The 13,005-nt window shown below is 34.5% G+C and carries 14 protein-coding genes; 11 read left to right on the forward strand and 3 right to left on the reverse strand.

Going from position 1 to position 13,005, the window contains the following annotated elements; genetic code table 11:
* Positions 1–3 precede the first annotated feature (3 nt).
* From CVO_RS01335 to argS, 6 genes are all read left to right on the forward strand, one after another.
* A complete protein-coding gene (locus CVO_RS01335) occupies positions 4–1,200 on the forward strand; it encodes an NAD(P)/FAD-dependent oxidoreductase (protein ID WP_152299961.1) in 1,197 nt (398 codons plus the stop codon).
* Positions 1,201–1,218: 18 nt separating this feature from the next.
* On the forward strand, positions 1,219–1,863 hold the full coding sequence (locus tag CVO_RS01340) for an ABC transporter ATP-binding protein (protein WP_152299960.1): 645 nt from the start codon (positions 1,219–1,221) through the stop codon (positions 1,861–1,863).
* 105 nt (positions 1,864–1,968) lie between these two features.
* The gene (locus CVO_RS01345) at positions 1,969–2,847 is read left to right on the forward strand and encodes a hypothetical protein (RefSeq protein ID WP_159569582.1); all 879 of its coding nucleotides are present in this window, start codon (positions 1,969–1,971) and stop codon (positions 2,845–2,847) included.
* On the forward strand, positions 2,844–3,464 hold the full coding sequence (gmk, locus tag CVO_RS01350) for a guanylate kinase (RefSeq protein ID WP_152299958.1): 621 nt from the start codon (positions 2,844–2,846) through the stop codon (positions 3,462–3,464). Before CVO_RS01345 ends, gmk begins: the two co-directional genes overlap by 4 nt.
* An 86-nt stretch (positions 3,465–3,550) precedes the next feature.
* Positions 3,551–3,793 (forward strand): Sec-independent protein translocase subunit TatA/TatB, encoded by a 243-nt coding sequence (locus tag CVO_RS01355; RefSeq protein WP_159569584.1) that lies wholly within the window; start codon positions 3,551–3,553, stop codon positions 3,791–3,793.
* 3 nt (positions 3,794–3,796) lie between these two features.
* Entirely contained in the window at positions 3,797–5,392 is a 1,596-nt protein-coding gene (argS, locus tag CVO_RS01360; RefSeq protein WP_159569586.1) for an arginine--tRNA ligase, read from the forward strand.
* Here the strand turns inward: argS and CVO_RS01365 are convergent.
* Complete coding sequence (locus CVO_RS01365; RefSeq protein ID WP_241690981.1) at positions 5,389–6,033, reverse strand: L,D-transpeptidase family protein; 645 nt, start codon at positions 6,031–6,033, stop codon at positions 5,389–5,391. The two genes, argS and CVO_RS01365, sit on opposite strands and share 4 nt — an antisense overlap.
* A gap of 98 nt (positions 6,034–6,131) precedes the next feature.
* Here CVO_RS01365 and CVO_RS01370 point away from each other — a divergent pair, with 98 nt between their 5' ends.
* Both CVO_RS01370 and CVO_RS01375 read left to right on the forward strand, forming a co-directional pair.
* Entirely contained in the window at positions 6,132–6,755 is a 624-nt protein-coding gene (locus CVO_RS01370; protein ID WP_152299954.1) for a GNAT family N-acetyltransferase, read from the forward strand.
* The gene (locus tag CVO_RS01375; protein WP_241690982.1) at positions 6,745–8,136 is read left to right on the forward strand and encodes a Na+/H+ antiporter NhaC family protein; all 1,392 of its coding nucleotides are present in this window, start codon (positions 6,745–6,747) and stop codon (positions 8,134–8,136) included. The genes CVO_RS01370 and CVO_RS01375 overlap by 11 nt, the downstream gene beginning before the upstream one ends.
* On the opposite strand, the gene CVO_RS01380 is transcribed toward CVO_RS01375, so the two are convergent.
* Positions 8,133–8,876 (reverse strand): exonuclease domain-containing protein, encoded by a 744-nt coding sequence (locus tag CVO_RS01380; protein ID WP_152299953.1) that lies wholly within the window; start codon positions 8,874–8,876, stop codon positions 8,133–8,135. The two genes, CVO_RS01375 and CVO_RS01380, sit on opposite strands and share 4 nt — an antisense overlap.
* A gap of 151 nt (positions 8,877–9,027) precedes the next feature.
* Here CVO_RS01380 and CVO_RS01385 point away from each other — a divergent pair, with 151 nt between their 5' ends.
* From CVO_RS01385 to CVO_RS01395, 3 genes are read left to right on the forward strand one after another with little or no spacing between them, the layout of a single operon-like run.
* A complete protein-coding gene (locus tag CVO_RS01385; protein ID WP_159569588.1) occupies positions 9,028–9,687 on the forward strand; it encodes an N-acetylmuramoyl-L-alanine amidase in 660 nt (219 codons plus the stop codon).
* Positions 9,680–10,813: a DUF819 family protein gene (locus CVO_RS01390; protein WP_159569590.1), complete on the forward strand. Its 1,134-nt coding sequence runs from the start codon at positions 9,680–9,682 to the stop codon at positions 10,811–10,813. Before CVO_RS01385 ends, CVO_RS01390 begins: the two co-directional genes overlap by 8 nt.
* Positions 10,810–11,844 carry a dipeptide epimerase gene (locus CVO_RS01395; RefSeq protein WP_159569592.1) on the forward strand — a complete coding sequence of 345 codons (1,035 nt, stop codon included), beginning with the start codon at positions 10,810–10,812 and terminating at the stop codon, positions 11,842–11,844. Before CVO_RS01390 ends, CVO_RS01395 begins: the two co-directional genes overlap by 4 nt.
* A 14-nt stretch (positions 11,845–11,858) precedes the next feature.
* Here the strand turns inward: CVO_RS01395 and CVO_RS01400 are convergent, their stop codons facing one another.
* The gene (locus tag CVO_RS01400; protein ID WP_241690983.1) at positions 11,859–13,001 is read right to left on the reverse strand and encodes a multiheme c-type cytochrome; all 1,143 of its coding nucleotides are present in this window, start codon (positions 12,999–13,001) and stop codon (positions 11,859–11,861) included.
* Positions 13,002–13,005: the final 4 nt, after the last annotated feature.

Here is a 13,005-nt window from a genome sequence, read left to right on the forward strand (position 1 = left end):
AATTTGAGTAAAAATAGAATCATTGTGATAGGTGGCGGATATGCCGGACTACGCATAGTCGAAAAATTAGCGAAAAATTCTCAAAACAAGATAATTCTTTTTGATAAAAATCCATATCATTTTATGCAGACTGATGTCTATGACTTAATCGCAAATGAGGAAGATTTTGCACAGGTTACAGTTGATCTTTTTACCTTTTGCAGTGGTTTTGACGATAATGTAACCTTCTTAAAACAAGAGGTTGGCAGTGTAGATTTTAAAAATAAAAAAGTAATAACCTCTTTACAAAGACATGAATATGATTATCTTGTTATTGCAGTGGGCTCGCGCACAAAGTTTATATCTAGTGTTAAAGGCTTGGATACATATGCTCATGGAGTAAAAGCACTTCATAAAGCTATGTTTTTTAAACAAAAGTTTGAGATGTCTCTCTTTACAAAAGTTCAAGAGAGCGGAACCAGTTGTACTCCGATAAATATCGTTGTAGCAGGTGCAGGACTTAGCGGCGTAGAGATTGCAGCGCAGATGGCATCATTCTCTAGAGATTTTTATAGAAAAAATAATTTTATATGCAGAAAACTAAATATAGTTCTTATAAATTCAAGAGAGCATGTACTGCCTGGACTTCATAAAAAACTTTTTGATAAGACAGAAAAAAGATTAAAAAAGTTGGGAGTGATTATAAAAAATCAGACAAAGGTGTCAGAGGTAAAACAGGAGAGTGTAACTCTAAGTTCCACAGAGGTACTTTCTATGGATTTTATAATATTTGCAGGCGGTATCGAACCAAACGCTTTGGTATACAAACTTCATTTAGATAAAAATGAGACGGGGTATATATCTACTAACAGATATCTCCAAACACAAAATTATGCTAATGTTTTTGCTATCGGCGATTGCACCACAATTTATAACAAAGATAAAATTGTAGCGCCTACGGCAGATACAGCAGAACAAATGGCAGAGTTGTGCGCAAAAAATATAGATAATTTAATAAACAGCAAGCCACTCATAGAGCATAATATAAAATCGCGTGGTATTTTAGTCGCACTTGGAAGAGGGTATGCGGTAGCCAAACTTTTTGGATTTTATTTTAGCGGATATCCAGCTTATATTATAAAAAAATTGGTTGAGAAAATTTATGCAAAAAGATTAGACACACGCTCAAAAAAAGGGTGCAAAAAGATATTTTGTGATTAAATTGGCTATAATCGCTTTATGAATTTACTATCTGCAAAAAATTTATCACACAGTTTTGATTATGAACTTTTCTCACACATATCACTTGATCTGCAAGAGAGAGAATCTATCGCTATTATAGGCATAAGCGGTAGCGGAAAATCAACTCTGCTCAATATTCTCTCAACACTTTTAAAGCCTGAGCAAGGAAGTGTTTCTTTATTTGGTGAAGAAATCTCTGAAATGAGTAAAAAAAGATTATCACAGATAAAAAGAGATGACCTTGGACTTGTTTTTCAGTCCCACTATCTTTTTAAAGGTTTTACCTCTTTGGAAAATTTAGAAGTTGCTGCAATTTTATCAAATCAGAGTGTAGATGAAGAGCTTTTAAAAAGATTACAAATAGATAAAACGCTAGAACAAAAGGTGACTGAGTTATCAGGCGGTCAACAGCAAAGAGTTTCAATTGCAAGAGTTTTGACAAAGCAGCCTCGCATACTTTTTGTTGATGAGCCGACTGGCAATTTAGATAAAATAACAGCAAATGAAGTAATGGAAATATTTTTTGAATATATAAAAAAACATGATGCAGGCATGATTCTTGTTACTCATGATGAAGATATTGCCCATAGATGTGATAAAGTTTATAAACTTATCAATAAAGAATTAGTCCAACTCAGTTGATTTTTAAATAAAATTTTCAAGGCAAAATGGCTGGGAATCTTTAGAGAAGTTTTTTAGTTTATTTTTGATACAATAATATTAAGAGAGCTTTCAAAGGGAATGTTAATGAAAATATTACTGTTAAACAATAATTCTGTTGTTGATAAGCTAGTGACTTTGGGAGTTCAAAAAACTTTAGATGAATTAAAAAAAACAGATAATATAGAAGAAGTAGAGTTTGAAAGCTGCGATCTTTTGATAGTTGATGATACTTTATGCAGTAAAGAAAACATTGAAAAAATTAACAATAAAATAGAATTTACAAAATCATTATATATGTACTCAAAAGAGGCAAAAGCAGTAGAAGGATTTGATAAGACTTTAAAAAAACCATTTTTGCCAATTGATCTAATAGATACATTAAAGTCTATAGCCAAAGAGATAGAGAGTGAAAAGCATCATCAAATTGATGATGCTGAAGAGATAGAGGATTTAAAAAATTTAAATGAATATTTAGATTTTGAATATGATGAGGAAGAATCTGATTTAGAAAATTTTGATGATGAATTTAATGATGAAGTTTATCAATTTGAAAATTTAGAGCTTTCTGAGGAGATCTCGGGGGGTATTTTTGATAAAAATGAGGTTCAAAAGATACAAAATCTTCTAAATGAAACTGAAACAGAATATAATGAAGAAAATTTAGAAGCTCAAATACAGAGTGCAGTGCAAGAGTTAAGCCAGAAAGAGTTAGATAGCGAGGTAGATGACTACCTGTTACTGGATTTTGATTCTTTAGCAGAGAAAGATTTAAAATTTATTTCAGGCAATAATAAAAAAAATGCAAAATTTAATAAAAATATTTCAGAATTTTCAGAAGATATGAATAATAGCGGGGTTAAGGCTCTTAAAAAATTACTAAAGGCTCTTTCAAATGAAGATGTAGCAGCTTCACTAAAAGGGATGAAAATAAATATAAATATAACATTAGGTGACAAGTCGTGAATCATAAAACAGGTGCAATTTTGGTTTTATCAGGACCAAGCGGAGCTGGAAAGAGCTCTTTGCTTAATGAGATAATAGATGATATAGGTGAGTGTTATTTTTCTATATCTACAACAACGCGCCCCATAAGAGAGGGTGAGATCGATGGCATTCATTACCATTTTGTAGATGAAGAAGAGTTTACAAAAGATATAGAAGAGGAGCTTTTTTTAGAGTATGCTTTTGTGCATGGCAACTATTACGGAACATCTATTAAGCCTGTAAAAGAGGCTTTAAAAAAGGGAAAGCTGGTAATATTTGACATAGATGTACAGGGCAATGCAACTATTATAAATAGACTTGGCGATATAACAACTTCGGTATTTATTTCTCCTCCGACGCTTTCTGAGTTAAAAAAGCGTCTTGAAGCGCGTTCAACAGATTCGCAGGATGTAATTGAGCGTCGTATAGATATGGCAAAAAGAGAAATACAAAGAATAAGCGAGTATGACTTTTTGATTGTAAATGACAATTTTAAAGAAGCTGCCGATACATTAAGAGTTATTGCAAATGCAGCAAGAGTAAAAATTCCTGGCAATGAGATAAATGATTTTGTTAGAGAGTGGGAAGATATATAACAATAATAAAATAATATAGCGATGATAAGAGAAGTTACAGCAAATTTGGTTATAATTTTGGACTTAATTTTATAAAAGGAATAGATATGGGAATGCCTGGTGGACAAGAACTGTTAATAATCTTAGCAATTGTGGTTTTACTCTTTGGAGCAAAAAAGATACCTGAATTAGCAAAAGGTCTTGGTAAAGGGATTAAAAATTTTAAAGCTGAGATGAAGAATGATGATGAAGAAGAGATAAAAACGGCATCAGCTGAGAGTCCTAAAAAAGTAGAATCTGAAAAAGAGACTACTTCAAAAGAAGCTCCAAAAACTACAGAACAAGCGTAACTTTTGAAACAACGAGTGTCGGCGCTTTTGCGCGAAAAGTTTGGTCGTGAAGTTGTTTTGGAGAAGCCTCGTGACCGCTCTTTTGGTCATTTTGCTACACCTATAGCTTTTTCTATGGCAAAAGAGCTTCGAGAATCTCCTATGAAAATTGCTGAAGAGTTAGCTGCCTCATTTGATGCATCTGATATATTCAGCAATGTTGCCTCCATAAAGGGGTACCTCAATTTTCATCTTAGTGAAAATTTTTTAAACGAGTATGCTTCATGGGCGCTCGTAAACCCATCAGAATTTGCAAAGCAGGATAAAAAAGAAAAAATTCTTTTAGAATTTGTAAGCGCAAATCCAACAGGACCATTGCATATCGGGCATGCAAGAGGTGCAGTGTATGGGGACACTCTTTATAGATTGGCTAAACATCTGGGATATGATATAACGGCTGAATATTATGTAAATGATGCCGGAAATCAGATAGATTTGCTAGGTCTTTCTATTCAGCTTTATGGGCGTGAAAATATACTTAAAGAGAGTGTAGAGTATCCAGAGAGCTATTATAGGGGTGATTATTTAGCTCCTTTGGCGCGTGATGCAATGAAAGTATTTGGCAATGAGATTTTTCATGATGAATCCCGCCAAAAAGAGCTTGCACTTTGGGCAAAAGACGGTGTTATGGAGTTGATAAAAAATGATTTGGCTGATGCTAATATCTTTTTTGATACTTTTGTTTATGAATCAACTCTTTATGATGATTGGGACAGAGTCATGGCAAAAATGGGCGAAGGCATCTATAAAAAAGATGATAAAGTTTTTATAGCCTCTTCTCAAAAAGATGATGATGCTGACAGAGTAGTTGTTCGCGAAGATGGTCGTCCTACTTATTTGGCAGGCGATATTGTTTATCATAATCAGAAGTTTGAACGCGGATATGATCACTATATAAATATTTGGGGTGCTGATCATCACGGATATATCGCAAGAGTAAAAGCTGCTGTTGAATTTTTAGGCTACGACAGCTCTAAACTTGAAGTGCAGCTTTCTCAGATGGTAAGTCTGCTAAAAGACGGTGAGCCGTACAAAATGAGCAAGCGTGCGGGTAATGTTATACTTATGAGTGATATCGTGGAAGAGATAGGTGCGGATGCACTTAGATTTATCTTTGCTTCTAAAAGAAGTGATACTGCTTTAGAGTTTGATTTATCTGAGTTTAAAAAACAAGACAGTTCAAATCCGATTTTTTATATTCAGTATGCGCATGCAAGAATAAAAACTATTATTTCAAAAAGCAATTTTAGCGAAGATGAAATTATGTCAGCAAGTCTGAAAGATTTAGACGAAGCTGCTGATATTTTAATGTTTGACGCGCTGCTTTTACCGGAAATTATTGATGACGCGTTTAGTTCGAGACAGGTTCAAAAACTTCCTGAGTATCTAAAAGCTCTTGCTGCATCATTGCATAAGTTTTATTATGATTGCAGAATTATTGGAACGGAAAATGAAGCAAAACTTCTTAAACTTTTAATGCTGGTTGGCTTGTCACTAAGAACAGGTCTCTCTTTGATGGGTATAAAAGCGAAAGATTATATGACAAAAGAAGAGGATTAAAATCTAATATTTGGATAGAGTTTTAATACTTGATTTAATTGCGACTTTGTAATTTGTATTAAAATAGGATTTTTATCTTTATCTAGCCAGGATACTATTTTTTCAATATTCTCTAAAGTCATAGATGTGCATCCAGCAGTGGGTGCATCTTTTGATTTTTCAATATGTAAAAATATACAAGAACCTCTATTTTTAATATGCTTCTTATTGTATCCTACAACTACCCCTAATTTATATTGAGTGTCATCTCTTCTCATCTCCTCATAACTTTTTGGTTTAGTTTTTGGTTTTTGAATGATTTGATTGTAAAATTCTGAATCGGAATCATCAACGCAGATTAAATCTTTGGTCGCATGCAAATAAGGCATTTTCGTTTTTAAATCTTTTTGATAGCCAAATACTGAATCAAGAGTAAATATTCCGATAGGTGCTTTTTTATCGCCTTCATATTTTAGAGGCTCTTTTTCATCCTGAGTCAATCCTTTTTTCTCAACTCCCCACCCTAAACCATTCTTGCCAATATTAACTTCAAAAGAGTCAAAAACCACTACGCCGTCTTCAAAACAGGTTAGTGTAGCTTTTTTGGAATGATGGTTATCACCGACAACCAAAATTATCTGTTCACCGGCATAAACAAACATTTGACAAATTATAATAATTAAGAAACTTTTTACCATAAAGTATGTTACTATTACTAAAATATGAAGCAGATTAATTTTTTAGAGATGGAAAAAAGTTTATGAGTATTAATATAAGAAAAGCTACTAATGATGATGCACCTTTTTTAGCACAGATGATTTTGCAGAGTACTAGAGCTGATAAAAAAATCGGAATTTATGATCTGATTTTTAAAACTACAAAAGATGAAGAAGTTTTAAATTATTTAGAAAAATTAGTAAATACTACAGCAAAAAGTGGTTGTCATTTTACTAATTTTTTAATTGCAGAGATTGATGGCAAAAGTGTAGGTTCTCTCTGTACTTATGAGCCAAGAATCGCAACAAGAGAGGTTTTTTTAGAAGCTCTTAGTGAAATTGGTATTGATGGTGAAGATAGTGAATATCTAGGTTTGATGGATATTTGCGGATTTGCTCTAAACACTAGAACATTGATTTTTGACTATATGGAAGAGCTGGAAGGTTTTATGGATGTTGGTATTTTAAAAGCACTTATGCATAAAAGTTTACTTGCTGCAAGGTTAAAAGGGTATCGCATCGCACAAACAATAGTTGAAATAGGTTCATTAGAAACTCTTCTGTACTACAAAAAACTTGGTTTTAAAGAGGTCAAAGAGAGAAAATGCGAATTATACAAAGAAATTTTTGGTAGACCGGGTCTGATTTTATTGTCTATTGAATTTTGATTGGGCTAACATAGAAATATTATCACTCTCTCTTCTTCCTTCTCTATTTGCTATCGCTTTAGCGCTCTATACTAGAAATGTTATGTTATCGCTTTTTGGCGGAATAGTATTGGGTACTTTTATATTACATGATTTTTCTTTTATTTTATCAATAGAATCTATTTTTTTACTATTTACATCTTTATTATCACAAGACTGGATATTGAAAACCTTAGCTTTTGCAATTTTGGTGGGAAGCATAATGGCATTGATTGAAAAATCCGGAGGAGTTAACGGCTTTGTAGATTTTATGCTGCATAAAATTGTATTAATAAATTCACCGCGTTCAGCTTTACTTTTAAGTTATGTGGTTGGTATTATTATTTTTGTCGAGTCATCCATAACAGCTCTTATTTCAGGAGCTGTTGGTAAACCACTTTGCCATAAATACAAGATACCGAGTGCAAAATTGGCTTTTGTGTGTGATTCAACATCCGCTCCTGTTTGTTCTTTGATTGTTTTAAACGGTTGGGGCGCGCTTTTGCTTGGACTTATTGCTACACAGATATCGCTTGGTATTATAAACGGTGAAGCGGTGGATGTTTTGATAAACTCCATTTTATACAATTTTTACTCTATGACAGCGCTTGTTGTCACATTTTTAGCTATATGGTTCAATATAGATATAGGCGCTATGAAAAATGCAAAGTATACTCCTAAAAAAACAGAAGTACTAAGTAGCAACAGCGCAAGTATGTCTTATATGCTTTTACCGCTTGTATTGATGATATTTTTTCTTTTTATCTTTTTGTATATAACAGGCAAAGGCGATATTTTAAAAGGGAGCGGCTCATCTTCTATATTTTACACTATGGCTGCTACTCTTGCTTTTACCTTTTTTTATTATGTCGGCACAAAAAATATGAATATAAAAATATGGGGTACAACAGCTTTAAAAGGGGCGATAAAATTAATGCCCATCGCTTTGATTCTTCTGTTTGCTTTTGGAATAGGTGAAATTACTGTAGAGTTGAAAACAGGGCACTATTTGGCTTCATTGGCTAGTGAAAATTTGAGTATTTATCTTTTGGCAGGAGTGATATTTTTAATAAGTTCTCTTATCTCTTTTGCAACCGGAACAAGCTGGGGAACATTCAGCATTATGATTCCGGTAGCAGTTCCTATGGCAGCGGCAATGGATGCAAATATTGCACTTTGTATCGGAGCCGTAATATCAGGTGGAATTTTTGGTGATCACTGTTCGCCGATTTCAGATACTACAATCATATCTTCAATGGCAAGTGATTGTGAAGTTATAGAACATGTGCGTACGCAGATGCCCTATGCATTAATCAGCGGAGCAATCTCTTTTGTTCTCTTTATAGTTTTTAGCCTTATTTAAATGCCCAAAATTGTGTTGATTGAATAACGCATATCATCATCGAGATTTTCCATATTTGTAAGCATCCATCTTAGATATCCCGCATCGCTTAATGCTACTTCTTGAAGAGTTTTGCCTTTATATTTTCCAAAATTAAATGATTTTATTAAAATAGGAGTTGCAGTTAAATCAACCATTTTCTCAACCGGATTTTCACCTGGAAATTGATTTAAAATAATTTCTTTTAATTTACTTAAAAACAGTTTTAAAACTAAAACATCGCCGATAGCATCGTGAGCTTTTATCTTTATGCCCAAAGTGTCTGCTTCTTTTTGTTCCTCTTTATACAGTTCCATTTTATAACGAAAATATTGAAGTCTATGGGCTTCTTCATCTGGAAAAATGTGTTTTGCGACTCTTAGCGTGTCTATAACTTTCATTTGAGTTTTAAAACCCTCTTTTTCAAGCATCCCTATATCAAAAGGAGCATTGTGAATAATTAAATAATTTTCTGGGGTGTTGAGCTCTAAAAGTCTTTTGTATGAAATACTCTCTTTACATGCAGTTTTGCCTTCAATCATCTCAGGAGTGATTCCGTGAACTTCCATAGCGGCGAAATTAATCGGAACATTAGAGCTGAAAAATTCATTATGAATTTCAATTTCTTTTGAACCTAAAACCATATATCCCAATTGTATAATTCTGTCGAAATCTCCAGTTCCCGTTGTTTCTGTATCTAAAATAATATATTTTTTTATCAAATTTTTTCTCTTGTTTTTATTTTTTTAAAAAAAGAGTTTAACATATATTCACTTTGAAGATAAAGATATTTTAGATTTGATTCTGCTTTTATTATTTTTTTCTTATTAATTATAATATACTACTTTTTAATTTTTTTTCAAGGCATTTTTTATGTATAAAATTTTATTGATTATAATGATTCCTATATTTTTAATGGCACTTGAAATAAAACAGACACCGATAAAGTTTACAGAAGAAAGAGTCGAACTTACAAAAAAATACATCAAATTTCACTACAATTTAGATGTAAAAGATATTAAAATTATTCCAAAAATTGTAGTAATTCATCATACGGCAATAGATGACTTTGCAGATTCACTCTTCCGTTTTACATCTGAGACGCTTCCAACTAACAGACCAGATATAACAAGCGGCGGAGCGCTTAATGTCTCCGCTCACTTTATGGTAGAGCGTGATGGAACCATTCATCAGCTTATGCCGCTTGATTATATGGCGCGTCATGTTATAGGGCTGAACTACAACTCCATCGGCATAGAGAATGTCGGCGGAGCAAACTCTGCGGACAACCTCACAAAAGAACAGCTTTGGGCAAATATCTTCCTTGTAAAAGAGCTCAAAAAACGCTTTGAAACCATAGAGTATGTAATAGGGCACTATGAGTATAGATGCTTTGAAGGCACACCACTTTGGCTTGAGGTAGATGACGGCTACAGAACATTTAAGGATGACCCGTCCGTGCGATTTATGGAGGCTATTAGAACAAATATAAGTGGTTTTAAAGGCGTGCCTTGCAAGGGCATAGATGATTAGTTCGTCTCTTCTCTACCTCTTTTCTTTGGCGCTTCTTGCCGCAGTTATTGCGTTTGTTGAGCAAAAGAGCGCTTCAAAATTTTTTAGGTTTGTTCCCTCTTTTGTTCTGATATATATCTTTAGCATGTCGTTTGCATCGTTTGGAGTGTTTGATAAAAATGAAGCGATAGATGCGGTATATAGTAATACAAAACAGAATCTTCTCCCCGCTATGCTCTTTTTGATGCTTCTGCAGGTGGATATAAGAGACTTTTTTAAACTAGGAAAACCGCTTCTTGTGGCGTATATATTGGCGCTCTTTTCGCTCTCTTTTGGGTTTATACTTATCTCTTTTGTTTTTGATTTTAACGCAGAGACGGCGTCGGCTTTTGGAGCACTGAGTGGGAGCTGGATGGGCGGAGTGGCAAATATGGTAGCCGTCGGCTCGGCTCTTGGCGTAAGCCAAGAGGCATTTGGTTACGCACTTATAGTAGATAGCGTGAACTATACCGTTTGGATAATGTTTCTGCTATTTTTGACCCCTTTTGCCCACATGTTCAACACTTTTACCTCTTCTCATGAACAGATGGCAAAACTGAGTGAAATAGGGTGCGCATGCACCATCGGAGCAAAGAGATACTGGTTTTTGATACTTTTGTCTATTGTCGTCGCATTTGCGGTGAATCTTATCGCCTCAAGCGGATTTGTGCTTTTGAACTATACTACAACTACTGTTGTGATTGCAACTCTGCTTGGCGTTCTAGGTTCGTTTACAAAGTTAAAAGAGCTAAACGGCTCAAGCGAAGTTGCAACCTCGATGCTCTATATGCTAATAGCGCTTATAGGCTCAAAAGCGGTGTTTGAGAACTTTAGCGGCGTGGGCGCTCTGGTCATTGCAGGGTTTTGTATATTGCTCATTCATGCCATCATCATGGTAGTGGGAGCAAAAATATTCAAGCTTGATCTCTTTAGCATTGCCATAGCCTCACTATCAAACATAGGCGGCGTAGCTTCGGCTTCCATACTTGCGGCGACCTACAATAAAGCGCTTGTGGGCGTAGGCGTGCTTATGGCGGTAATGGGGTATCTTGTCGGAACTTTCGGCGGATTGTTGATTGGAAAAATTTTAATGGAGCTTGCAAAATGAAAATAACAAAAATAAGTGCAGAAGTAAAAAAGATTGCGCTAAAAACTCCATTCAAAACAGCTCTGCGGGAGACTTCAGATGTAGAGTTTGTAAGAGTCTATGTAGAAGATGAAAACGGGTATGTCGGCATAGGTGAAGCTCCTGCTACAAAGGCGATAACGGGCGAAGACATAGAGACTATTTTAGGTTCCATCGGCAGTGTTAAAGAGCTGTTTTTGCATCTTACATGCAGTGAAGCTTTAGATAAGCTTCATACGATATCTGAAATTGGTTCAAGCGCAAAGGCTTCTCTTGATATTGCATTTGTGCATCTTTTGGCACAGGAGCAGAAAAAAGCACTGTATGAGTACTTTGCTGCAAAAGATTTAACTTTTTTAAAAACAGATGTAACCGTGAGTCTCAATAGTGCAGAAGAGATGCTTTGTGATGCAAAAAAGGCGTATAGCAATAAGATGGAGATGCTTAAAGTAAAGGTTGGAAGTGATGTTTTGCATGCTATAGATATCGTAAGAAAAATAGCAAAAGAACTTCCATCTGTCGAGATTTTAGTCGATGCAAATCAAGCTTGGAATCTTGAAAAGGCAACATTGTTTATAAACAATATGCTTGATTTAAAAATAGAGCTTATAGAACAGCCTGTTATTGCAAGTGATTTAGAGAGTTTAAAAAAAATTACGGAGCTTTCACATATTCCTATACTTGCAGATGAAGCGGTTTTTACTTTAGAAGATGCAAAAAAAGTTTTAGAGTCAAAGAGTGCCGATATGATAAACATAAAGTTTATGAAGTGCGGCGGGGTTACAAAAGCTATAGAGATTTTGGAGTATGCAAGGCAGAGCGGTGTTAAATGTATGCTCGGTTCAATGCTTGAGGGACCATACTCTATAAATATGGCGCTGCATTTAGCTCTTGCCTATAGAGATGTTATAAAATATATAGATTTAGACAGCCCTTTGCTTTACAAAGAGCCCTCTAATGAACTTGATTTTGAATTTAACGGATGTAAGATAACTATTATAAAAAAATATTAAAATTTTTTATGGTTTTAAAAGTTAAAACTCTCTTTTTTAAAGAGGTGAAACTCTTTTGCAACCTCTTGGTTTTCAAGACCAAGGGATTTAAGAGATTCTGGATGTACTAAAAACCAGCCTAATGTCACATCAACTCTATCACCTTTTTGAAGTTTAAAATCTCTTTTAACTGCTCTTTTTTCATTTGCCTGAATCATGGTGTCTACTAATGTGGTATCTGCTAGCCACGGCATTGCAGGTTTGCCGTCTTTGCCTATAACTCTTACAAAAGTCTCTTCTTCAAGTTCTACTGTTTTGCCGTCTCTAATAACAGCTATTTTTAAAACTGCTAAGCGCATAGGATGAAGAAGAAGTGCATGAGAAGAGCGATTGTCAATATTTACTATAAAATGGTCAATGTTTTTAAGAATAGAGATATCAACATATTTGCTAAGCATTTCTGATTTATAGTGAGCTCCTGCAAAACCGTGAAAAGAGTGCATTTTTGTCTCATTGATGGATGAAACGCTGCCATTTACTTTTGGCATATGACAACTTACACAGTTTGCCTGACTCATCTCATCATTAATATTTGTGGAGCAGAGATTTAAGCCATGTTTGTTAAGGTTGTGAGAATGGCATCCTACGCAGACATTTCCGTCAGCAAAATGTTGATTGTTTTGTGTTATTGTTTTGTGATATGGTGACTCAAGAGAACTTTTTTGGGAGCTGTAATATTTTTTTGAAGTTTTACTTATTATATTTGTATTGTTTAGTTTATGCTTCTCTATGCTTTGAATACGATGACAATATGCACAGCTAATAGCTTCTTGATGTGTTTCATTCTGAGTATCGGGCAGAGCTTTTTGCCCTTTTGTTATCATCTTGTCTAGATTGTTAGCAGCCGGAGAGTGGCATTTCCCGCAAGAGTATTGTTCAAGTTTATTCTTATGTGGATGTTTATCCCACACAGCTTTATGAATCGGGTCTTTATCCGGCGTTGCATTTGCATGCATAGAACCGTAATATTCATTATAAATTTTAGGGTGACACTCTTTGCACTCTTTGCTTGAAGCAAACTTATGCACGCCGTCATTTGCAAATAGAGACAAAGATAAAAATAAAAGTAGAGATATCTTTTTTATAGATACATCTTTATATATACTAAGCAGGCTCATATTG

This window comes from Sulfurimonas sp. CVO (assembly GCF_009883775.1).
GTDB classification, from domain to species: Bacteria; Campylobacterota; Campylobacteria; order Campylobacterales; family Sulfurimonadaceae; genus Sulfurimonas; species Sulfurimonas xiamenensis.

Bases quoted from the DNA above. Each gene is read 5' to 3' on its own strand.
- CVO_RS01340 (WP_152299960.1), top strand. From the start codon at position 1,219: ATGAATTTACTATCTGCAAAAAATTTATCACACAGTTTTGATTATGAA.
- CVO_RS01345 (WP_159569582.1), top strand. From the start codon at position 1,969: ATGAAAATATTACTGTTAAACAATAATTCTGTTGTTGATAAGCTAGTG.
- CVO_RS01355 (WP_159569584.1), top strand. From the start codon at position 3,551: ATGGGAATGCCTGGTGGACAAGAACTGTTAATAATCTTAGCAATTGTG.
- CVO_RS01365 (WP_241690981.1), bottom strand. From the start codon at position 6,033: ATGTTTGTTTATGCCGGTGAACAGATAATTTTGGTTGTCGGTGATAAC.
- CVO_RS01370 (WP_152299954.1), top strand. From the start codon at position 6,132: ATGAGTATTAATATAAGAAAAGCTACTAATGATGATGCACCTTTTTTA.
- CVO_RS01385 (WP_159569588.1), top strand. From the start codon at position 9,028: ATGTATAAAATTTTATTGATTATAATGATTCCTATATTTTTAATGGCA.
- CVO_RS01390 (WP_159569590.1), top strand. From the start codon at position 9,680: ATGATTAGTTCGTCTCTTCTCTACCTCTTTTCTTTGGCGCTTCTTGCC.
- CVO_RS01395 (WP_159569592.1), top strand. From the start codon at position 10,810: ATGAAAATAACAAAAATAAGTGCAGAAGTAAAAAAGATTGCGCTAAAA.
- CVO_RS01400 (WP_241690983.1), bottom strand. From the start codon at position 13,001: ATGAGCCTGCTTAGTATATATAAAGATGTATCTATAAAAAAGATATCT.